We start from the raw sequence: 20,040 nt of genomic DNA, 5'->3' as shown, positions 1-20,040 counted from the left end.
GCCCGGCTCGACCGTGCGACTGACCAGTTCCGGCGGCGACGTCCAAGAGGTGCCGCATGCGTGCCGGGGCGACCCGGACGGGGCCGGACCATCGATCCGGGCCCCCCGTGGACGCCGCTGGGCTTAAGCTCACGGCCGACTGCCACCATCGAGCTCGCGGCGTCCCGCGCCCCCTCGATCCTCTCTCGCCCGCCCTCCGGCAGATGGCCGGACAGGACGGGCCGCCCCCGGGGCGCGATGAGGCGCGTCCGCTCCCCTCTCCCAGGGGGAGAGCGGTCGGGGGTGAGGGGGTACCACGCCGATCCAGGGATCTCCCTCATGCTGAGGAGCGCTCGAGGAGCGCGTCTCGAAGCACGCACCACGCTTCCACAGCCGTCCGGAGACCGCTGGAGCGCCCTTCGAGGCCCTGCTCCGCAGGGCGCCTCAGGACGAGGGTGAGGGTGGGAGCAGCGGGGCGGGAGACCTCTGGTTCGAGGTGGTACCCCCTCACCCCCGGCCCCTCTCCCCATGGGAGAGGGGAGGGCGCTCCTCCGGGGCACGTCTGCATCCCTCTCCTCGTGGAGAAAGCACGCACCGGACAAACCCGGAGTGCCCGTCCGTCGCACCCCGATTCGTTGCGAAACCACCCGCCGATCCCCATCTGAGGTCACCGGGAGAGAGCCTCCCGGCACCCCGACAACCGATTGCGACGGCGGCCATGGGGCAGGGGCCGCCGCGATCCTCCGACGCGCTGCCACGCTTGCCAGGCGAGAACAAATCAAGTACAAAGTTCTCAGCCGACGCGCGTTGTGAATCCCCGATCACCCTGCCATAAGGACTACGGTCAATGTCTCAGTCCTCCCTGCGACTGGTGGAAAACGCTTCCATGGATAAGGATAAGACGAAGGCGCTGGATGCGGCGCTTTCCCAGATCGAGCGTGCCTTCGGCAAGGGCTCGATCATGCGTCTCGGCAAGGGCCAGAAGCCCATCGAGATCGAGACGGTGTCCACCGGCTCGCTGGGGCTCGACATCGCGCTCGGCGTCGGCGGCCTGCCCCGCGGCCGCATCGTCGAGGTCTACGGCCCCGAGTCGTCGGGCAAGACGACGCTCGCGCTCCACACCATCGCGGAAGCCCAGAAGAAGGGCGGCGTCTGCGCCTTCGTGGACGCGGAGCACGCCCTCGACCCGGTCTATGCCCGCAAGCTCGGGGTGAACCTCGACGACCTGCTGATCTCCCAGCCCGACACGGGCGAGCAGGCCCTCGAGATCACGGACACGCTCGTGCGCTCCGGCGCCGTCGACATCCTCGTCATCGACTCGGTCGCGGCGCTCACGCCCCGCTCGGAGATCGAGGGCGAGATGGGCGAGGTGCAGCCTGGCCTCCAGGCGCGCCTGATGTCCCAGGCCCTGCGCAAGCTCACGGGCTCGATCTCGCGCTCGAAGACCATGGTGATCTTCATCAACCAGATCCGCATGAAGATCGGCGTGATGTACGGGTCCCCTGAGACCACGACGGGCGGCAACGCCCTGAAGTTCTACGCCTCCGTGCGCCTCGACATCCGCCGCGTCTCGACCCTCAAGGATCGCGACGAGGCCATCGGCAACTCGGTGCGCGTGAAGGTGGTGAAGAACAAGGTCGCCCCGCCCTTCAAGCAGGTCGAGTTCGACATCATGTACGGCGAGGGCATCTCCAAGGTCGGCGAGCTCGTCGATCTCGGCGTGAAGGCCGGCATCGTCGAGAAGTCGGGCGCCTGGTTCTCCTACGAGAGCCAGCGGCTGGGCCAGGGCCGCGAGAACGCCAAGACGTTCCTGCGGGACAACCCCGACGTCGCCAACAAGATCGAGTCCTCGATCCGCCAGAACTCCGGCGTGGTGGCCGACCGGATCCTCGAGAACGTGGATCCCTCGGACGCCGACACCGACGAGGGCGAGGCCTGAGCCCCGCCCCTCACGGGCCAATCATCCGCCGCCGCAGACCCCTGCGGCGGCTTTTTTGTGCGCTCCTGCGCTCCCTGCGGGCGCCGCTCGTCCTTCGCCGGCTCAAGATTTCGTTGCGTCGCGGGGATCATCGGCTCATGACGGCGGGCATGGTGTCGAAGGTCAAGGACGCGATGGCCGCCAGCCCCAAGGGCAAGAAGAAGCCCGACGATCCCAAGAACCCGGCTCCCAAGAAATCGGCTCCCAAGAAGCCGAAGGCCTGGCGCAAGCCGCGGGTCCAGTACGCCGCGCTGCCGTTCCGGCGCGAGGGCGACGGACGCCTCTGCGTGTTCCTCGTCACCTCCCGCGAGACCCGGCGCTGGGTGATCCCCAAGGGCTGGCCCATCCGCGGCCTCAAGCCCCACGACTCGGCGGCACGCGAGGCCTACGAGGAGGCGGGGCTCGAGGGGAGGGTGCGCAAGAAGCGCATCGGCGGCTACACGTACGAGAAGCGGCTCGACCAGGGATTGGTCACCTGCGCGGTCGACGTTTTCCCGCTGGAGGTGAAGCGCCAGACCAAGCGCTACCCCGAGAAGGGCCAGCGCGACGGCCGCTGGATGGAGCCCGCCGAGGCCGCCGACCTCGTCCAGGAACCCGACCTCGCCGACCTCATCCGCCGCGCGCCCGAGCTCCTCGCCCCGAAGGCCCGCAAGAAGGCGGACGCGGCTCCGGCTGCGGATGGCGAGGCGGCAGGTTCTCCCCCTCCCCCTTGCGGGGAGGGGTAGGGGTGGGGGTGGGGACGCCACCCGCCGTCAGCGCCGAATAGGGGCTGTACGGGCGTGCGTGCTCCCCCTCCCGATCTCCAGCTCCGACTTTCCGACCCCCACCCCCAGCCCCTCCCCGCAAGGGGGAGGGGAGCCGGTTGCGGCTCGCTCGCGGCGGCGTTCGCGTTCGACGTACCGAGGGCAGGGATGCGACTGCCTTACCGCCCCCTGAACACCGGCGCCCGCTTGTCCAGGAAGGCCGTGCGGCCCTCGCGGTAATCCTCGCTGTCGAAGCAGGCGGCCGCCAGAGCCGCAGCGCTTCCGTCCGGCGCCGCGATCCCAGACGCCTTGTCGATGGCGGCCTTGGCGGCGCGCAGCGTCAGGGGCGCGTTGGCGGCGATCACCTGCGCGAGCCCTGCGACTTCCGCCTCCAGCGCCTCGGGCGCCACCACGTCGCGCACCACGCCGAGCGAGCGCGCCGTCTCGGCGTCGATGCGGCGGGCGGTGAAGAACAGGTCCTTCGCGGCCGCGGCTCCCATGGCGGCCACCACCATGCGCATGGCGCCCGGTGGATAGCCCACCCCGAGGCGCCCGGCCGGGATGCCGAACACCGCGTCGCGGCCCGCGATCCGCAGGTCGCAGGCGAGCGCCAGGCCGAAGCCGCCGCCGAGGCAGAAGCCGCGAATCATGGCGATGGTGGGCTGGGGCAGGGCGGCCAGGGCGTCGAAGGCCGCCTCGTTCGCCGCCTCGTAGGCCCGCCCGCCCGCCGCGTCGGCCCGCACGGTCTCGAACTCGGCGATGTCGGCGCCCGAGGCGAAGGGCCCGTCGCCTGCCCCGCGCACCACGAGAGCCCGGACCCGCTCGTCGCGGGCGAGCCCCGCCGCGATCTCAGGAAGTGCCCGCCACATCTCCAGGTCGAGGGCGTTGCGCCGCGCCGGGTTATCGATGCTCAAGGTCGCGACGGCGCCGTCGAGCGCGAGCCGCAGCTTGGCGGTGGGCGAGGGGAGGAGGAGGGGATCGCTCATGCGGGCTTTCGTCTCACGTCCGTGCTCTCCCGCACGGCGCCACGGGGCGGCGATCATATGCGATAGCGCTCCCCTGGTCAGGGGGCGGCGGATCGCATACCTCTTGAGGGCGTTCCACGGTCGAGAGGCCCGAGCACGCGGGGAGGACGGGATGAGCCAAGCCAGCATGAGACGCGACGAGGGGGCGCCCGCCCCGGTGATCGACCTCGCCTGGGCCCGCTTGCGGGAGGAGGCCGAGGCCATCGTGTCGGGCGAGCCGTCCCTGTCGAGCTTCATCCTCACCAACGTGCTCAACCACCGCTCCCTGGAGGCGGCGGTGGCGCACCGCGTGGCGGCGCGGCTCGGCCATCCCGCCGTGCCGGCGGAGCTGATCGCGCAGACCTTCCAGGAGGCGCTCGCCGCCGATCCCGCCATCGGCGAGGCGATCCGGGCCGACATCCTCGCGATCGCGGACCGCGATCCCGCCTGCACCCGCCTCGTGGAGCCGGTGCTCTACTTCAAGGGCTTCCACGCCATCCAGACCCACCGCCTCGCCCACCGCCTGTGGGGCATGGGGCGCCGCGACTTCGCGCTCTACCTCCAGAGCCGGTCGTCCGAGGTGTTCCAGACCGACATCCACCCGGCGGCGCGCATCGGGCGAGGCATCTTCCTCGACCACGCCACGGGGCTCGTGGTGGGCTCCACGGCGGTGATCGACGACGACGTCTCGATGCTCCAGGACGTGACCCTCGGCGGCACGGGCAAGGAGCGAGGCGACCGCCATCCCAAGATCGGGCGCGGCGTGCTCATCGGCGCGGGCGCCAAGATCCTCGGCAACATCGAAATCGGCCGCTGCGCCCGGGTCGCGGCGGGCTCCGTCGTGCTCCACGCCGTGCCGCCCAACACGACCGTGGCGGGCGTGCCGGCGAAGGTGGTGGGCGCGGCGGGCTGCGCCGAGCCCGCCCGCACCATGGACCAGATCCTCGCCGAGCGGGCCTGACAGCGACGGGAAGCGAACGGCCGGCGCGTTCGGGCGTTCACCCACCCGGCGCTTGCCCGCACGGCAAGAGCGTGGCACTCCGCACCCTTCACGACAGGAAAGGCAGGACTCCTTGGACAAGACCGAGATGGCGAAGGTCGAGCGTTATCTGCGCCGCACCTTCGCGAACCATTCGATCCGCGTGGTCGGCCGGCCCAAGAAGACCGATTCGGCCGAGATCTATATCGGCGAGGAGTTCGTCGGCGTGCTGTTCGTCGACGACGAGGACGAGGATAAGTCCTACAACTTCACCATGGCGATCCTCGAGGGCGACCTGGAGGAGTAGGCTGGGTTTTCCGGCCGCCGTCCCCGCACCTGGAGGGCGGCCATGGAAACGTTGTGCGTGCTTCGAGGCTCGCTCCGCTCGCACCGCGGCATGAGGGGGTGGAGAAGCCTCGATCCGACCCTCAAGACCCCGCGAGCCGCTGCAGCCCGCGGGTGACGGCCTGCCAGGAGCCCAGATGCTCGGGCGCGAGGCGGATCGTGATGTCCGCCGCGCCCGAGCGGATCTCGGCAAGGCACGTCTCCCGGGCGGCGCCCATGCGCACCGGCAGGCAGCGCGCCGCGAAGGCCCGCCCGTCGGGCGGCGCCAGATACAGGATCTCGCCCTCGAAGGGCGTTCCCGGCCGGAACTCGCGCCGGATCAGCCCGCCCTCCGCGGAAGCTGCGACCGGCGACAGGAAGCGCGCATAGAGCAGCGCCGAGCGCTCGGCTGGCGGCGCGCCGCCCTCGCGGGGCGCGATGCGCACCAGCACCACCCCCGACGCTCCGCCGCCGAACGCCGCGAGGGGCACCCTGAGCTCGACGGCCTCGCCGTCCACCTCCCGCAGCCAGGTGCGCGGCAGGGCGACGCTGCGGCCGGCGAGCACCACGCTCATGTCCCCCGTCTCGGGCATCGGCACGTCACGGACCATGCGGCTGCCCGCGAACGCGGCGGCGAGCGCCAGGCCCGCCACCGCCGCCCCGAACAGGGCCACCCAGCCGTCGATCCGCCGCATGCCGGCCGTCGCGTCGCGGGTGCGGGGATCGTGGGGGAGGGCGTCCACGGGCGGGGGATCCAGATGGGGTTCGGCCGCCCCATCAGGCCGTGCCGGGGCCTAAAAATCGGTTAACCTTAAGGGAAGGTTGCGTTTAACGTTCCCTTAAGGATTTGGCAGAGTGGCGCCTCCCGTCCGCGGAGGTGTCCCGATGCGTATCGATCCGACCGCCCTCGAGGCGCTGCACGCCCTCATCCTCGGCTTCGCCTTCGCGGGCCTGCTCGCCAGCGCCTTCGAGCTCTTCACCGAGCGGCGGGCGAGCTTCGGCCTGCTGCAGGCCGGGGGCGCCCTGGCGCTCGCGAGCGTCCCCATCCTCGTGTTCAGCGCGCCCTTCATCATCCTGCGCAACACCATCCGCGGCCGCGCCATCGAGGGCCGCCCGTTCCACTTCGTGATGCTCGCCACCATGGTGGCCTGCCTGTGGAGCCTCATGTCGGGGCGCGTGGTGCTCGACGTCACGGCCCGCATCGTGGGCGCTTGACGGGGGCTGCCGCCGGGCGTTCCCTGCCGGACCGTTCACGCCCCGGACCCCGCCGATGCCCCTCTATGCCCTCGACGACGCCTCCCCCGAATGCCCCGAGGCCGGGCGGTTCTGGATCGCTCCCGACGCCCATGTGATCGGCCGCGTGCGGCTCGGGGTCGATGTGGGCATCTGGTTCGGCGCGGTGCTGCGGGGCGACAACGAGCTCATCGACATCGGCGACGCCACCAACATCCAGGAGGGCGCGCTGCTCCACACCGACATGGGCTCGCCGCTCACCGTCGGGGCGGGCTGCACCATCGGCCACCACGCTATCCTCCACGGCTGCACCCTCGGCGAGAACACGCTCGTCGGCATGGGGGCCACGATCCTCAACAATGCCCGGATCGGCGCGAACTCCCTCGTCGGGGCCAACGCCCTCGTCACGGAGGGCAAGGAGTTCCCCGACAACAGCCTCATCGTCGGCTCGCCCGCCAAGGTGATCCGCCCGCTCGACGAGGCGGCGGTCGAGCGGTTGCGCTGGTCGGCGCGCAACTATGTGGGCAACTGGCAGCGCTTCGCCCGGGGCCTGAGGCGCCTCGACGGGTGAGGGCTCAGTCGGCGACGGCGCCGCGGCCGCCCAGCGCCTGGAACGGGCTGTAGGTGCCCGCGCCCCAGCGGTCCTGCCCGCCGCAATTGATGCAGATGGTGCGGAAGCGGTAATCCGCCTGCTCGCGCCGGCGCACCAGCCGCTCCAGGCGGTCCCGCGCCGCAGCACCCCCGTCGTCGATCCCGGACGGCGTCACGTCGAACACGAGGGGCGCGCCCTGCTCCTGCGCGAGCGCAGCCGTCGAGGCGAGCGTGAGGAGGAGGGCAAGCAGGGGCAAAGCGGGCTCTCGAAACGATTCAGTCCGATAACGCCGGGATCGTAGCTCCGTTTCCTGCCCGTTTGAATCGGGGATTGCCCGCAAGACCCGCGATCGGGCCGCCGCGGCGGCTCCACATCGGCGCGAAATGCGCTATGAGCGAGCCCATGACCGTCATCGTCCGCTTCGCGCCATCGCCCACGGGCTATCTTCACATCGGCAACGCCCGGACGGCCTTGCTCAACGCGCTGTTCGCCCGGCGCGAGGGCGGCACCTTCGTGCTGCGCTACGACGACACCGACCTCGCCCGCTCCAAGCGCGAATATGCGGACGCGATCCTGGAAGACCTGCGCTGGCTCGGCGTCCCGCCCGACGTCACGGTCCGCCAGTCCGAGCGCTTCCCGCTCTATGCCGACGCCGCCGAGCGGCTCAAGGCGGCCGGGCGCCTCTATGCGGCCTACGAGACCGCCGAGGAGCTCGACTACCGCCGCAAGCGCCAGCTCGCCCGCGGCCTGCCCCCCGTCTATGACCGCGCGGCGCTGGCGCTCACGGACGAGGACCGGGCGCGGCTGGAGGCGGAAGGGCGCCGGCCGCACTGGCGCTTCCGCCTCGACCATCGCACGGTGGCGTGGACGGATCTGGTCCGCGGGGAGAGCCACGTGGATTGCGCGTCGCTCTCCGATCCCGTGCTGATCCGCGAGGACGGGACCTATCTCTACACGCTGCCCTCCGTGGTCGACGACATCGAGCTGCGGATCTCCCACGTGATCCGCGGCGAGGACCACGTCACGAACACGGCGGTGCAGATCCAGATCTTCGAGGCGCTCGGCGGCGCGTCGCCCGCTTTCGGGCACCACAACCTCCTCACCACGGCAAGCGGGGAGGGGCTCTCGAAGCGCCTCGGCCACCTCTCGCTGCGGGGCCTGCGCGAGGGCGGGATGGAGCCCGCGGCCGTGGCCTCGCTCGCGGTGCTGGTGGGGTCGTCCGAGGCGGTGCGGCCGGTGGCCGACATGGGCGAGCTCGCGCGCCTCGTCGACTTCAGCCACATCTCCCGGGCTCCCGCGAAGTTCGACGACGGCGAGCTCGACGCGCTCAACGCCCGCCTCGTCCACGGGCTCGACTACGACGCAGTGCGCGACCGGCTGGCCGGCATGGGGATCGGCGGAGACGAGGCGTTCTGGCTTGCCATCCGCACCAACCTCACCCGCGTCGCGGACGCCGCCACCTGGTGGCCGGTGGTCGAGGGGCCCGTCAGCCCCGTGATCGAGGACGCGGGCTTCGCCGCCACGGCGGCCGCATGCCTGCCGCCCGAGCCCTGGGACGCCGCGACCTGGAAGGCCTGGACCGATGCCGTGAAGGCCGGGACGGGCGCCAAGGGCCGCGCCCTGTTCATGCCGCTCCGCCAGGCGCTGACCGGCCTCGACCACGGTCCGGAGCTCGCGGGCCTGCTGCCGCTAATCGGCCGCGACCGGGCCGAGAGGCGGTTACGCGGGGAAGTGGCTTAGGCTCCTCTTTCCCAAGGGGGGAGGGGTCGGCGGTGAGGGGGTACCACGGGGATCCAGAGTGCTCCCCTCATGCTGAGGAGCCCGCGCCAGCGGGCGTCTCGAAGCACGCAGGACGGGCGTGAGCCGGAGGGACATCCCTGGAGCGCCCTTCGAGGCTCGCTCCGCTCGCGCCTCGGGACGAGGAGGAGATTGGGATGAGCGGGGTGGGAGAGCGCTGGACCAGCGTGGTACCCCCTCACCCCCGACCCCTCTCCCCATTGGAGAGGGGAGTGGCGCTACCCCGTCGCCCGGTTCATCGGGACGACGTTGTGCAGGGTCTTGTCGGCGTTTTCCATGAAGCGGCGGAGGCCCCGGGCCGCCTGGCGGATGCGCTGCTCGTTCTCTACGAGCGCGATGCGGACGTAATCGTCGCCATGCTCGCCGAAGCCGATACCCGGCGCCACGGCCATGTCCGCCTTCTCGATGAGGAGCTTCGAGAATTCCAGGCTGCCCAGCGACCGGAAGCGCTCGGGGATCGGCACCCAGGCGAACATGGAGGCGGTGGGCTCGGGGATCGCCCAGCCGGCCTTCCCGAAGGCGTCCATCATCACGTCGCGGCGGCGCTTGTAGGTCATGCGCATCTCGCGGATGCAATCCTCCGGGCCGTTGAGCGCGGCGGTCGCCGCGACCTGGACCGGCGTGAAGGCGCCGTAGTCGAGATAGGACTTCACCCGGGCCAGCGCGGCGAGGAGCCGCTCGTTACCGACCGCGAAGCCGATGCGCCAGCCCGCCATGGAGAACGTCTTCGACATGGACGTGAACTCCACGGTCACGTCCATAGCGCCGGGCACCTGCAGCACGGAGGGCGGCGGGTTGGCATCGTCGAAATAGACCTCCGAATAGGCGAGGTCGGAGAGCAGGATCAGCTCGTGCTTCTTCGCGAAGGCGACGAGGTCGCGGTAGAAGTCGAGCCCCGCCACGTAGGCCGTGGGGTTGGACGGATAGCAGACCACCAGAGCCAGGGGCTTGGGGATCGAGTGCATCACGGCGCGCTCAGCCGCGACGAAGAAGTCCGGCGTCGGCTCGGCCGGCACGGAGCGGATCACGCCGCCCGCCATGAGGAAGCCGAAGGCGTGAATCGGGTAGCTCGGATTGGGAACGAGGATCACGTCGCCGGGCGCCGTGATGGCCTGTGCCATGTTGGCGAAACCCTCCTTGGAGCCGAGCGTCGCCACCACCTGCGTGTCGGGGTTGAGCTTCACCCCGAAGCGGCGCTCGTAATAGCCCGCCTGGGCCCGGCGCAGTCCCGCGATGCCCTTCGAGGCCGAGTAGCGGTCGGTGCGGGGCTTGCCCACGGTCTCGACGAGCTTCTCGATGACGTGCGGGGGCGCGGGCAGGTCGGGGTTGCCCATCCCGAGATCGACGATGTCGGCGCCGTTGGCGCGGGCGGCCGCCTTGGCCCGGTTGACCTGCTCGAACACGTAGGGCGGCAGGCGCTTGATGCGGTGGAAATCGCTCATGGAAGCCTCGGCGGCGGCTGATGCTGGTTGGGCGCGACCCTAGCGACCCGGGGCGCGGGAGGAAAGGGCCGGACCCGGGAACAAGGTCCTGTGAGGCAACGGGTTCCCGGTGGTCAGCGACGGCGCCGGGCCCCTGGGACCGGCTCGGCGTTCCCGTCCGCGTCCAGCTTGACGGGCGCCGGCGGCGGGGTGGCGGCGAGGCGCCGGGCCTCGTCGGCCATCGGCCCGTGTCCCGTGCGGGTGCCGTCGAGCTCGGCCTCCATGGCCTTCACCTGGTCGGGCGTCTTCTTCGCCAGGGCGCGAGGCGGCGCCGCGACGCCGACGGGCATGTAGTCGGTCCCGGCCGGGCGGGAGGCCTCCACGAAGTCCGGCCGCTGCGGGACCGTCCGGCCGAAGCCCGCCCCCACGGCCACGTCGCGCACCGGGTTGGTGTCCCCGGCGCAGGCGCCGAGCGCCGCCGTGGCAATGATGGCGAGGGAGAGGGCGACGTGTCGGCGGGCCATGGCGGGTCCTGGAGCAGGGGTGGAAGCGGCAGGTCGGGCGCCCCTTCCCATTCGTCATCATCCGATCTGGCGGACGCGGCGCGGGTGAGGGTAGACTGTCATAAAGATCCGCGTGTCACACTCACGAAGACTTTCACGTGAATGGACGAGAGCGGCGTGGGTGGAGACGCGAACGCAATGGACAAGAGCCGGGGTAACGAGACGGCGACGACCCCCGTCCCCGATCTCCAGGAGGTGTCGCACAACCTGGCGCTCCTCGTCGAGGAGGCCGGCAAGGTGACGGCAGCCTGCCTCAAGCCGATCGAGACTCACGGTCCCGGCACCGGCAAGGTCGACGAGATGAGCGACATGGTCAAGACGCTGGTCACCGTGACCGAGCGCTGGCTCGTCGATCCCGCCAAGGCGATGGAGGCTCAAAGCCGCCTGTCCCTGGGGTTCATGGACCTGTGGACGTCGCAGCTGCGGCGCATGCAGGGCGAGAGCGTCGATCCGATCGCCCGGCCCGACCCCAAGGACAGCCGTTTCGCCGACCCGGACTGGAGCGCGAACCCCTATTTCGACTTCCTCAAGCAGGGCTACCTGCTCACGGCGCGCTGGGCCGAGGACATGGTGGAGCGCGCGGAGGGGCTCGACGAGAGCGAGCGCCAGCGGGCGCGCTTCTACGTCAAGCAGATCGCGAGCGCCCTCTCCCCGTCGAACTTCCTGGCGACCAACCCGGAGGTGCTCCGGGAGACCATGAAGGAGAACGGGGCCAACCTCGTGCGCGGCATGCGCATGCTGGCGGAGGACATCGAGGCGGGCGGCGGCGATCTCAAGATCCGCCAGTCCGATCCGCGCAAGTTCAAGGTCGGCGAGAACCTCGCCAACACGCCGGGCAAGGTGGTCTTCCGCAACGAGCTCATCGAGCTGATCCAGTACGCGCCCACCACCGACAAGGTGCTCAAGCGCCCCCTGCTCATCGTGCCGCCCTGGATCAACAAGTTCTACATCCTCGACCTGAACCCCGAGAAGAGCTTCATCCGCTGGGCGGTGGGGCAGGGGCTCACCGTGTTCTGCATCTCGTGGGTGAACCCCGACGAGCGGCATGCCGACAAGGGCTTCGAGCACTACATGCGCGAGGGCATCTTCGCGGCGCTCGACGCGGTGGAGGACGCGACCGGCGAGCGGAAGGTGTCGGCGATCGGCTATTGCGTCGGCGGCACGCTGCTCTCCGTCACGCTCGCCGCCATGGCGGCGGAGGGCGACGACCGGATCGAGAGCGCGACGCTCTTCACCACGCAGGTCGACTTCACCCATGCGGGCGATCTCAAGGTGTTCGCCTGCGACAGCCAGATCCGGTCCATCGAGACCAACATGAAGGCCAAGGGCTACCTCGACGGCGCCAAGATGGCGACCGCGTTCAACATGCTGCGGCCCAACGACCTGATCTGGCCCTACGTGGTGAACGTGTATCTGAAGGGCCACGAGCCCTTCCCGTTCGACCTGCTCTACTGGAACTCCGACTCCACGCGGATGCCGGCGGCGAACCACTCGTTCTACCTGCGCAACTGCTATCTCGAGAACCGCCTCACCCGGGGCGAGATGGAGCTGGAGGGCAAGCACCTGGACCTGAGCAAGGTGAAGATCCCGATCTTCAACCTCGCGGCCCGGGAGGACCACATCGCTCCCGCCCGTTCGGTCTTCGAGGGCTCGGCGGCCTTCGGCGGGCCGGTGGATTACGTGCTCGCCGGCTCCGGCCACATCGCGGGCGTCGTGAACCCACCCTCGAAGCCGAAATATCAGTACTGGACGGGAGGCAAGCCCGAGGGCGAGCTCGACGCCTGGATCGCCGACGCGACCGAGCATCCGGGCTCCTGGTGGCCCTATTGGTTCTCGTGGATCGAGGGGCAGAACCGGGCCCGCGTGAAGGCCCGCATTCCCGGCGAGGGCAAGCTCAAGGCGATCGAGGACGCGCCCGGGAGCTACGTGCGGGCGAAATAGGGCTCTCCCCGCGCCGATCCGGCACCAGCCGCGATCGGCGCGGGGAGAGCGGCGCCTCAGCGCTGGACGACGACGCGGGCGCCAACGCGCACGCGATTGTAGAGGTCCACCACGTCGTCATTGGTCATCCGGATGCAGCCGGAGGAGACGGCCTGGCCGATGGTCTCGGGCTCGTTCGAGCCGTGGATGCGGTAGATCGAGGAGCCCAGATACATGGCGCGCGCGCCGAGCGGGTTGTCGACGCCGCCCTTCATGTGACGCGGCAGGTCGGGGCGGCGCTTGAGCATCTGCGCCGGGGGGCGCCAATCCGGCCACTCGCGCTTCATGCTCACATGCATGCTGCCGGACCAGGTGAAGCCGGGGCGGCCCACGCCGACGCCGTACTGCACGGCCTGACCGTTGCCCAGAACGTAATAGAGGCGGCGCTGGCTCGTGGAGACCACCACGGTGCCGGGAGCATGGCCCCCGTCGAAGCGCACCACCTGGCGGGCCACCGCGCTCGCCTGCGGGCGATAGACCTCCGGCCCCGGAAGGGCGGCGATCGTGCGGGTTCCGCCCCAGCCCATGAGGGACTGGCCGGTGAGCGAATCGATTTCGTAGGCCGCGGCGGGGCTCGCAACGAGCGCCGCCCCGACCAGGGCTGCAAGGGTAAGCGCGACATGACGCATGGTGGGCCTCCGGATCTGATCGCTTGGAAGCGTAGCCGTCATGTTGACAACGTCGACCGCCAAGCTTTGATCCGACCTTAGGTCAAGCTTTGTTGCAGTCCCGATAAGAGACACGGTCAAGAATTCGTGAAACATCCGGATATGGCCGTGGAACGGGTCCGCCACCGCCCGGGCATCCGCGCGATCGGCGAGGCGCGCGGTCCGGCGACGCCTGCCCGCAACGAGCGCTTGACGCAGGCGCCCGGCGCCCCTATTCACCCCTTCAGATGGGCGCGTAGCTCAGCGGAAGAGCACTTCGTTCACACCGAAGGGGTCACAGGTTCGATCCCTGTCGCGCCCACCATCCCACCGCCCTGCCAAGTCAATGATTTGGCGGGGTTTTTTGTGGGCTGCGTCTAACGCGTAAGGGTCAAGGGCGCAGGCTCTCGGGAAATCCGGAAGCATATCGGAAGCAAGCGGCCCATCGAGTGGGCTCACGGTGCCTCAGTCGCTGAGGTGCGGTCACGTTACGGCTACGGGTTGGCGCTCGTCAGACATGCCAGTACAGAATGTGGCGCTGGGGCATGGGGCTGAAGAGCGGGACATCCCGAACGAGCGGGACACGGGATGGGAGCTGGTTCTTTTTCTAGCGCGCTATGAGGCCGATAGAGCCCATGAGTTAGAATTGGACAAAGTAGCAGCTCAATATGAACTCGGCTTGATCCAGGCAGCAGGTATATTAAATGGCGCATCCGCCACCGCGTCTCTGTCGTTTTTTGGGCAATCATTGACAGGCTTAATATCAGCAGCAGCTTGCTCGTCGGTAGTTTCGCCGCTTGGCTTGTTGGGGTAGGTGTCGCAGCCGCGGCTGGTTACAAGGCACAAAGGGCGCAATCTATTTTCGCCCGAGCAATCAGGAACAGGCGCCACGCTGCAGGTTTGCGACTGTTGAACAGCGATTACGCAGGCTTATAGTCGGTGTGAAGACCGAGGACACTCCCGAGACGTTGTTTAAGCGTGCCGAGCGGAACCAGTCGGGCAGGATCTTCCCCTCTCCAGCACTCAAAGTTCTGCGGCAGGGTTGGCAGGCACACGGGAGGGGAGCATGGCACGACGGCCTTTTACGGGGCCCGCCCAGTCCCCTCGGGAGCACTCCAAGTGCGAGATCTCCGATGACTTCTTCTTGTGGCGCAGGCGAGTTGCTGAAGCGGCGGTCGGGCTGGCTGAACCAACCCAAACCTCCGGCTGGCAGCACCTCGGGTATCGCCCGCTCCGCAAGGGCGGATCACGCGACTTCTATGGCGGCGGTTTCGTTCTCCCGGACGGCCCTCCCAAGATCGCACTTCAGTTGGATCCCGGCATAGATCCAGCCTAGCCTTTACCTGACGCATCAGGGCGGCTTTTTGGGCGGGTGCGAGGCTCGCCGTGGCCGCCTCGCCGGTGGCACGATCCACATGGGGTGGGATCTTTCTGAAAGAGCCGAGGCCAGCAGCTCAAGCCGGGTACGGTCAGCGCACTGCTTGGCCGCAATTAGGCGCCATCTGGGGAAGCTTGCACGTGCCATAGCCGGAACCCCCTCCAACTCGCTCGGATCCGCCCTTCTCGACACTGCTCCCTGAACGAGGTCGTAGATCCCCATGGTGGAGTCGACTCGAGATCGCGCGGAGCGATCGCGCACCTCATGCGAGTTTGCTCCGGCAGGCCCCTTCTGCCCTCGACAGCCGGCACCTGCAACGCCGCCACCGTCGCCTTCGCCACGAGGTCCTGGAGATGATCGTCTTGGCCCTCGCCGCCGGCATACGGAACGTACAGCTCGGCCCGCAGCACGTCGAAGATGCTCGTCGTCGGCACGCGTGGGCGGAGCAAGGCAGTGTCAAAGTCTTCTCGCACCGCCCTGTTGTCAGCTCACACGAACACGAAGTCGTCCGCGTGGAGGGAGGCGAGCGACAGGTTGCGCAGGGTGATCGTGCCGGCATCCAGCTCGATCACCACATCTCGGTCCTCCTGATGTGCCGCCCGCATCACCGCGTCCACGCTCGCGATGACCTTGCGGTCGAACTCGATCACGTCGACGAGGCCCGCTCCGCCCTGGAACACCGAGATCACGTCGTGGCCGAAGCCCTCGCGGAACACGAAGGTGTCGCGGCCGTTGCTGCCGTTCAGGATCTCGTCGGCCGCCGTGCTCTCCAGCCGGTAGACCGGGCCGTTGGTGGGCGTCGCGACCGGCGTGCCGCCACCGGCCGCCGCGCTGGAGGGCGCCGTCGAGAACACCATGTCGCCGGCGATGCCCTTGCGGCCATCGGCCCAGGTGAACGTGCTCGTGCCGGTGATGATGCTGGCATGCGGGTCACCCGGCTTGGTCGGCGTAGGGTTGAGGTCGATGCCCGTGATCCCCCACTCGTCGAGGGTGCGCAGCTCGTTCTTGTCGGTGATCCCGTTCTGGTTCTTGTCCTGCCAGACCCGGAACTCGCGCCAGCGCGCGTCCGCCGCGCTGAGCACGCCGTCGCCGGCCCACACTGAAGCCGGCATCAACTGGACTTGCCTGAAAAAGGACACTAGCGCCAGCAGCGACTCCGGGGCCGCCAATGCGAAGACCATAACCGTACGAGATCGTCAGATTGAACATGCCCAGATCCTCTGTATCAGATGCGATTCAGAACGCAAACATAATAATAAGCACAGCCGCTATACCTAAAAACAGCTATAGGAACGCAATTACGTTGAGACGATATCCCTTTGAATTATATCCTATTAGATAAAATCGAGCCCAGAAACGACTTGATCCCGGATTTATGTGAGAGTCTGCTTTATGTCGAAAATATATCCACATCAAAACACAAAAAGAGAACCACAATAAAGTCGGCAGGCCGATATAGGACGGCAGAGGCGGCCAGCGCATTACGTAGCTCCTCCATGTACAATCGCTGAAGAACTGTTTACACAACCCGCACGACAACTTAGCAGCGCTGGGACCTGTCTCGACATAGGATGCTCCAGGAGACACGAATGATGAAGGGCTTCGGCGACCTCAAGCACTGGTGGATTTACGGCCTAACGGGCGTCCTCGTCGGCTTCCTTTTCTTAGCTTTCGGATTTAATGTGCAAAGTGGTTCGATTGGCATGATGTCGTATTTTCTAGTCAGATACGCACAAATGAAGCGACTGTTCTGATCATCCTGACTCAGCGGTGCTCCAGTGCGAAACAGGCTGAGATACACAACAATCGCTTCCACTGGGCACATGCTTGCTTAGGCATTCAGGATATCGACAGCGCCGAGGCCAATGACGCGAAACGCGCCGGAGTCTCGCGCAGCTTGGGGCCTCTCCTGCGCCAATCCGATCCCCAAAGCTAGAAGGTCTGGAATAAGCCATAGGCGCACAGCTTCTCGACTTCGGAGCAGGTACTGCCCCAACATGATGGTTGATGTGATCTTTGTTGCTAGCGCCGATCGGCTTGCGACTCGGCGCCGGACCTGACTTAACGGAAGGCTAACGCGCAATCCTGACGGGTGTCCAGCACAAACTTGGCCGTAACCGACAATTGCGTCAGGCTCCCCCGTTGGGCACTGCGGCGGGCCAAACACCCGCCCTCGGACTGCCGCCGGCAGACCCGGGCATGCGCCGGCGACCGCACGGTACGCGACCGCGAGCGGACGGAGCGTGGGTTGCCCTCGTCAGGCTCGGGGCCGACCCGTGTACTCTCGGGGAGTTCGGGAGACCTTCGGGCACAGGCGTCGCCGGTTCGGTCGTGAGGGCGCGGGTCAGCTCGTGCCGGTGGAGCGCGGGCGCAACAACCTTTCGTCCGGCTTCCGAAGCCGACGCCCGGTCATCCATAGTGTGGCGAGATCGCGCGGCCTCTGATCGAACAACGAGCTTGCACCCGCGGCCAACGTTCGCGTCGCTCTCGTCTCGGCGCAGGAAGCCAAGTGGAATGGATGGCCTGCGTCCGTGCCACGAAACGCGCTCCCCGTCGGCCCATCTCGGCATGTCAGCACGATGTAAGGAGAGCGACCGGCGCTCCGCGACACTTGGTTTCCCGGATGGACCTGGTCGCCGGCGATGAGCGATCGATCAGGCGCGGCAGCCGCCTCGCTCGCCAAGGAGAGATGCCGAGCGACCCCCGCAGGTTCACGCGCCGACCGGGGCTACGCTCGCGTGCCGCGCGGCCTCCGGCAACTTGGACGGATGGGGCGCGAGGTAGAGCGCGGCAAGCAGAAGCAGGGCGGCGAGGAACGGTGTCCATGTCTCCGCGCCTCCGCTGGTGGCAGTGAAGAAGCCAGTCGCCAAGACGAGTACGATCGTGACCATCGCGATCCGGCTTGATCTCGTGTGACCGAAGAAAGCCGGCAGGCATAGGGTGAAGAGAATGACGGTGATAAAATAGTGGGTCCATGCGATTGGAGCCAAGATCATCGTCGTGACGAGAACGATGGGAATGGCGACTGCGTCCCTCTCTTTGTCAGGCCATCCCTTGAACTTCCAGATCAGGGCGAGAACAGTGCCGATATGGATCGCCGTCGTCGCGATCGATAATGCCCCCGGCATCGTGACGACTTGCCATCGCAGTGGGGTCGCAGTCGAAAGGTGATAAGCGACGACAGGAAAACTTTGATTGTTGTTGCCCATCACGAGCACGGTCGACAGATCCCGGAGTCGAGTAACGAAAGCGCGGCTCAGCTCTGGATCGACCAAGAGCAAGCTGGCGAGACCCAGGACCAGCATCGCGCCTGCCCAAATCGCAACCTCCTTACGCCGCCCCGTGGCCAACCAATATACGGCCAGAGCGACGGGGGTCACCTTGATGAGTGTCGCAATCGCCAGCGCAAGCCCCGCGGTCGTGAATGCGCCGGCCCTTTGGCGCTCGACCGCGAGAAGAACGAGGAGGATGACAAGGAGCTGGGTCTGGTTGTTGTACAAAGCGTCCCAGAGAGGCCGCGTGGAGCACAGGCAGACCAGAGTTAAACCGAGGTACGAGGTCCTCAGCAGATAGGGCGCCCAAACCCGCGCGACCAGCACGACCGCGCCAACGACGCTCGCGGTGTGGATGACGAAGAAGATCAGGTTGAATGTCGGGAATGACACCCTCGCTGCCAGCGGCGACACCATCGTCGCCCAGAGTGGGGCTTGGACGTATGGGTGCATGTAGCCGGTGAAGCCGGTCGCGGCCGCCTCCTGCTCCCAGCGCGAGGATGCCACCTCGGTAAACTGAACGGGGTCGTAGCTGAAGACGTGTTGCACCTCACCGAAGGCGATGAAGCGCGCCGCGAAATACAACGACGAGAGATCGTCGCCTGCGATCATCGGGAAGATGAGGACGCACATCGAGACGTAGATGAAGAGGAGGAGGGATTGGTCGATCCGTGTGCGGACCTGGAGGGTCAGTGGGGCTGCTATTCTCATGACTTGGCTACGCCAGCGAGGATCCGATCTATCGTACAATCGCGAACGGCCCGGGCATGCGATATCGAGGGCTGGGGGAGACGGCCTGCTCCTGCCCGCCGACCATGGACCTCGGTGGGCCGGCGCCTCCGCCGCAGGTTGCAAGGCGGCCGGAACCGAAGCCACGGCACCGACCGGCTCCAGCTGCCGGAATTCACCGAAGGTGCCTCAGGTCGCCCTCCGATCCCGCGCGACGGACAATATGCAGGGTGGAAGCAGTCGTGATCGTTGCAGGTTGGCATCGTTCGCGCTGGATGCTGCCGTAGGGTGGCGGTCGCGCATGTATGGGGCATCTGCGGTTTACAATCCGTCAGTGTCAGGGCCGACTTGGCGTCTCCCCCCGCCGCCCTCCTCCTACCCGGGTCGACCGTCACGATGCGGACGGCGTGCTCTTCCTCGCCTATAGGGCACCCGCTGAGGACCGCCGCAGCCGGTTAACTCCCGAGGTCGTGGAACAGTCCGGCCCATGATCCACCGCGCATCTTGCAGGAACGGAACGTCCGGCGATGCGGGCGAGCGGCCATGTGTAACCGGAAGACCACCGGGTCGGCAGCGGCTTCCGTCCCGTCAGTTTTCGGCGAGCAGTAACCTATCGTTCGCAATTCAATGGCATACAATACACAATCGTGCTCGAGGGAGGCATCGTGATGACCGAGATTGCAAGGGGAGCGGGGATCAGCGCGTGCGAGGCGGTCTCGCACCTCCACCTCACGTCGGGCGCGCACTGCTTCGACCCCGGCACGACGGCCGCGGCGGGCTACATGCTTCTGGCCGTGCTCCTGACGCTCTCCGGCCGGCTGATCTTCAGCCGGGCCTAGAGCGGCTCCGAGAGGGCGCCTCGACGTCAGGCCCAGTTCCAGTCCTCGTCGCGCACCTTGGCGCCGAAATGCGGATCGAAGGGCACGACGGCCGGGCGTTCGCTCACAGGCGCGTCGTCGGTGTCGAATGTTTCGTCGGCGACGCCGTCGGGCTCGTAATCGTGGTCCATGGCAAAACCTCGAATGAATGATCGCGATGAAACGGTTCGGGCGGTCACGCCCGCCTGGCCAGCTCGCACAGGATGCCGAGCTGCGCCTTGAATCGGAAGTCGCTGAACCAGCGCGAGGACGCGATCGACGGGTCGATCTCCCGGAGGGCACCCAGAACCGCGTCGGCCGAGGTGTAGGCGCCGGATTTAGCGAGCCGGCGGGCCTGCTCGAGAACCCCGCCGCGGCGTGTCTTGGACTCTGTCGGCATGATCGATCCCTCCATGCCCACAGCTTTTTAGGATCATGGTTAACAATTCGTTAACCAAGCCGTCCCCATACTGACTGGGCGTTCGGTTCAACCGGCGCACAAAGGCCCGCCGACCGCGGATGTACCGGCGCCGGGCCTTTCGCTTTTCATGGGGGCGCTCCGGG

General features: G+C 67.8%; 20 protein-coding genes and 1 tRNA gene. 11 read left to right on the top strand and 10 right to left on the bottom strand.

Annotated features, from left to right (window positions below):
- Positions 1-826 precede the first annotated feature (826 nt).
- Both recA and F0L46_RS12360 read left to right on the top strand, forming a co-directional pair.
- On the top strand, positions 827-1,918 hold the full coding sequence (recA, locus tag F0L46_RS12365) for a recombinase RecA (RefSeq protein ID WP_149817918.1): 1,092 nt from the start codon (positions 827-829) through the stop codon (positions 1,916-1,918).
- 173 nt (positions 1,919-2,091) lie between these two features.
- A complete protein-coding gene (locus F0L46_RS12360; protein ID WP_149817934.1) occupies positions 2,092-2,682 on the top strand; it encodes an NUDIX hydrolase in 591 nt (196 codons plus the stop codon).
- A 197-nt stretch (positions 2,683-2,879) separates the two neighbouring features.
- Here F0L46_RS12360 and F0L46_RS12355 read toward each other — a convergent pair whose 3' ends face one another.
- Positions 2,880-3,686, bottom strand: a complete 807-nt coding sequence (locus F0L46_RS12355) for an enoyl-CoA hydratase (protein WP_149817916.1) — start codon at positions 3,684-3,686, stop codon at positions 2,880-2,882.
- A 166-nt stretch (positions 3,687-3,852) separates the two neighbouring features.
- On the opposite strand from F0L46_RS12355, the gene cysE reads away from it, so the two are divergent.
- Together cysE and F0L46_RS12345 are read left to right on the top strand one after the other, a co-directional pair.
- Positions 3,853-4,665, top strand: a complete 813-nt coding sequence (gene cysE, locus F0L46_RS12350; protein WP_240539973.1) for a serine O-acetyltransferase — start codon at positions 3,853-3,855, stop codon at positions 4,663-4,665.
- 112 nt (positions 4,666-4,777) lie between these two features.
- Positions 4,778-4,990, top strand: coding sequence for a DUF3126 family protein (locus F0L46_RS12345; RefSeq protein WP_149817912.1), 213 nt, complete (start codon positions 4,778-4,780; stop codon positions 4,988-4,990).
- Positions 4,991-5,111: 121 nt separating this feature from the next.
- On the opposite strand, the gene F0L46_RS12340 is transcribed toward F0L46_RS12345, so the two are convergent.
- Positions 5,112-5,750: a hypothetical protein gene (locus F0L46_RS12340; protein ID WP_149817910.1), complete on the bottom strand. Its 639-nt coding sequence runs from the start codon at positions 5,748-5,750 to the stop codon at positions 5,112-5,114.
- A 142-nt stretch (positions 5,751-5,892) separates the two neighbouring features.
- Here F0L46_RS12340 and F0L46_RS12335 point away from each other — a divergent pair, with 142 nt between their 5' ends.
- Positions 5,893-6,222, top strand: coding sequence for a DUF6949 family protein (locus F0L46_RS12335; RefSeq protein WP_149817909.1), 330 nt, complete (start codon positions 5,893-5,895; stop codon positions 6,220-6,222).
- 55 nt (positions 6,223-6,277) lie between these two features.
- Positions 6,278-6,811 (top strand): gamma carbonic anhydrase family protein, encoded by a 534-nt coding sequence (locus F0L46_RS12330; RefSeq protein WP_149817907.1) that lies wholly within the window; start codon positions 6,278-6,280, stop codon positions 6,809-6,811.
- 4 nt (positions 6,812-6,815) lie between these two features.
- On the opposite strand, the gene F0L46_RS12325 is transcribed toward F0L46_RS12330, so the two are convergent.
- On the bottom strand, positions 6,816-7,088 hold the full coding sequence (locus F0L46_RS12325; RefSeq protein WP_149817905.1) for a hypothetical protein: 273 nt from the start codon (positions 7,086-7,088) through the stop codon (positions 6,816-6,818).
- 146 nt (positions 7,089-7,234) lie between these two features.
- On the opposite strand from F0L46_RS12325, the gene gltX reads away from it, so the two are divergent.
- On the top strand, positions 7,235-8,572 hold the full coding sequence (gene gltX, locus F0L46_RS12320; protein WP_149817903.1) for a glutamate--tRNA ligase: 1,338 nt from the start codon (positions 7,235-7,237) through the stop codon (positions 8,570-8,572).
- A 275-nt stretch (positions 8,573-8,847) separates the two neighbouring features.
- Here the strand turns inward: gltX and F0L46_RS12315 are convergent, their stop codons facing one another.
- Positions 8,848-10,071, bottom strand: coding sequence for an LL-diaminopimelate aminotransferase (locus F0L46_RS12315; protein ID WP_149817901.1), 1,224 nt, complete (start codon positions 10,069-10,071; stop codon positions 8,848-8,850).
- Positions 10,072-10,184: 113 nt separating this feature from the next.
- Positions 10,185-10,574, bottom strand: coding sequence for a hypothetical protein (locus F0L46_RS12310; RefSeq protein WP_240539972.1), 390 nt, complete (start codon positions 10,572-10,574; stop codon positions 10,185-10,187).
- 177 nt (positions 10,575-10,751) lie between these two features.
- On the opposite strand from F0L46_RS12310, the gene F0L46_RS12305 reads away from it, so the two are divergent.
- Positions 10,752-12,554 (top strand): PHA/PHB synthase family protein, encoded by a 1,803-nt coding sequence (locus tag F0L46_RS12305; RefSeq protein WP_149817897.1) that lies wholly within the window; start codon positions 10,752-10,754, stop codon positions 12,552-12,554.
- 56 nt (positions 12,555-12,610) lie between these two features.
- On the opposite strand, the gene F0L46_RS12300 is transcribed toward F0L46_RS12305, so the two are convergent.
- Positions 12,611-13,222 carry a L,D-transpeptidase gene (locus F0L46_RS12300; RefSeq protein ID WP_149817895.1) on the bottom strand — a complete coding sequence of 204 codons (612 nt, stop codon included), beginning with the start codon at positions 13,220-13,222 and terminating at the stop codon, positions 12,611-12,613.
- Positions 13,223-13,490: 268 nt separating this feature from the next.
- Between F0L46_RS12300 and F0L46_RS12295 the strand changes: the two genes are divergently transcribed.
- Positions 13,491-13,565, top strand: a tRNA-Val gene (locus tag F0L46_RS12295).
- Positions 13,566-15,106: 1,541 nt separating this feature from the next.
- On the opposite strand, the gene F0L46_RS12290 is transcribed toward F0L46_RS12295, so the two are convergent.
- Entirely contained in the window at positions 15,107-15,730 is a 624-nt protein-coding gene (locus tag F0L46_RS12290; RefSeq protein ID WP_149817893.1) for an SPM autocatalytic domain-containing protein, read from the bottom strand.
- A gap of 477 nt (positions 15,731-16,207) precedes the next feature.
- Between F0L46_RS12290 and F0L46_RS26170 the strand changes: the two genes are divergently transcribed.
- Positions 16,208-16,372 carry a hypothetical protein gene (locus tag F0L46_RS26170; protein ID WP_188311944.1) on the top strand — a complete coding sequence of 55 codons (165 nt, stop codon included), beginning with the start codon at positions 16,208-16,210 and terminating at the stop codon, positions 16,370-16,372.
- A gap of 957 nt (positions 16,373-17,329) precedes the next feature.
- Here F0L46_RS26170 and F0L46_RS12285 read toward each other — a convergent pair.
- The gene (locus tag F0L46_RS12285; protein ID WP_210247634.1) at positions 17,330-18,502 is read right to left on the bottom strand and encodes a glycosyltransferase family 87 protein; all 1,173 of its coding nucleotides are present in this window, start codon (positions 18,500-18,502) and stop codon (positions 17,330-17,332) included.
- Between the two features lie 785 nt (positions 18,503-19,287).
- Here F0L46_RS12285 and F0L46_RS26165 point away from each other — a divergent pair.
- Positions 19,288-19,458 (top strand): hypothetical protein, encoded by a 171-nt coding sequence (locus F0L46_RS26165; RefSeq protein ID WP_188311943.1) that lies wholly within the window; start codon positions 19,288-19,290, stop codon positions 19,456-19,458.
- A gap of 26 nt (positions 19,459-19,484) precedes the next feature.
- Here F0L46_RS26165 and F0L46_RS26160 read toward each other — a convergent pair whose 3' ends face one another.
- Both F0L46_RS26160 and F0L46_RS12280 read right to left on the bottom strand, forming a co-directional pair.
- Positions 19,485-19,628: a hypothetical protein gene (locus F0L46_RS26160; protein ID WP_188311942.1), complete on the bottom strand. Its 144-nt coding sequence runs from the start codon at positions 19,626-19,628 to the stop codon at positions 19,485-19,487.
- A 44-nt stretch (positions 19,629-19,672) separates the two neighbouring features.
- On the bottom strand, positions 19,673-19,876 hold the full coding sequence (locus tag F0L46_RS12280; protein ID WP_149817889.1) for a hypothetical protein: 204 nt from the start codon (positions 19,874-19,876) through the stop codon (positions 19,673-19,675).
- Between the last annotated feature and the right edge of the window lie 164 nt (positions 19,877-20,040).

It is taken from the genome of Salinarimonas soli (assembly GCF_008386575.1).
In the GTDB taxonomy this organism is placed as follows: Bacteria; Pseudomonadota; Alphaproteobacteria; order Rhizobiales; family Beijerinckiaceae; genus Salinarimonas_A; species Salinarimonas_A soli.
The sequence above is the reverse complement of the archived record's forward strand: the minus strand, read 5'-3'. Positions and strand labels throughout refer to the sequence as shown.

Bases quoted from the DNA above. Each gene is read 5' to 3' on its own strand.
- recA (WP_149817918.1), top strand. From the start codon at position 827: ATGTCTCAGTCCTCCCTGCGACTGGTGGAAAACGCTTCCATGGATAAG.
- F0L46_RS12360 (WP_149817934.1), top strand. From the start codon at position 2,092: ATGGCCGCCAGCCCCAAGGGCAAGAAGAAGCCCGACGATCCCAAGAAC.
- F0L46_RS12355 (WP_149817916.1), bottom strand. From the start codon at position 3,686: ATGAGCGATCCCCTCCTCCTCCCCTCGCCCACCGCCAAGCTGCGGCTC.
- cysE (WP_240539973.1), top strand. From the start codon at position 3,853: ATGAGACGCGACGAGGGGGCGCCCGCCCCGGTGATCGACCTCGCCTGG.
- F0L46_RS12335 (WP_149817909.1), top strand. From the start codon at position 5,893: ATGCGTATCGATCCGACCGCCCTCGAGGCGCTGCACGCCCTCATCCTC.
- F0L46_RS12330 (WP_149817907.1), top strand. From the start codon at position 6,278: ATGCCCCTCTATGCCCTCGACGACGCCTCCCCCGAATGCCCCGAGGCC.
- gltX (WP_149817903.1), top strand. From the start codon at position 7,235: ATGACCGTCATCGTCCGCTTCGCGCCATCGCCCACGGGCTATCTTCAC.
- F0L46_RS12315 (WP_149817901.1), bottom strand. From the start codon at position 10,071: ATGAGCGATTTCCACCGCATCAAGCGCCTGCCGCCCTACGTGTTCGAG.
- F0L46_RS12310 (WP_240539972.1), bottom strand. From the start codon at position 10,574: ATGGCCCGCCGACACGTCGCCCTCTCCCTCGCCATCATTGCCACGGCG.
- F0L46_RS12305 (WP_149817897.1), top strand. From the start codon at position 10,752: ATGGACAAGAGCCGGGGTAACGAGACGGCGACGACCCCCGTCCCCGAT.
- F0L46_RS12300 (WP_149817895.1), bottom strand. From the start codon at position 13,222: ATGCGTCATGTCGCGCTTACCCTTGCAGCCCTGGTCGGGGCGGCGCTC.
- F0L46_RS12290 (WP_149817893.1), bottom strand. From the start codon at position 15,730: ATGCCGGCTTCAGTGTGGGCCGGCGACGGCGTGCTCAGCGCGGCGGAC.
- F0L46_RS26170 (WP_188311944.1), top strand. From the start codon at position 16,208: ATGATGAAGGGCTTCGGCGACCTCAAGCACTGGTGGATTTACGGCCTA.
- F0L46_RS12285 (WP_210247634.1), bottom strand. From the start codon at position 18,502: ATGATCGCAGGCGACGATCTCTCGTCGTTGTATTTCGCGGCGCGCTTC.
- F0L46_RS26165 (WP_188311943.1), top strand. From the start codon at position 19,288: ATGACCGAGATTGCAAGGGGAGCGGGGATCAGCGCGTGCGAGGCGGTC.
- F0L46_RS26160 (WP_188311942.1), bottom strand. From the start codon at position 19,628: ATGGACCACGATTACGAGCCCGACGGCGTCGCCGACGAAACATTCGAC.
- F0L46_RS12280 (WP_149817889.1), bottom strand. From the start codon at position 19,876: ATGCCGACAGAGTCCAAGACACGCCGCGGCGGGGTTCTCGAGCAGGCC.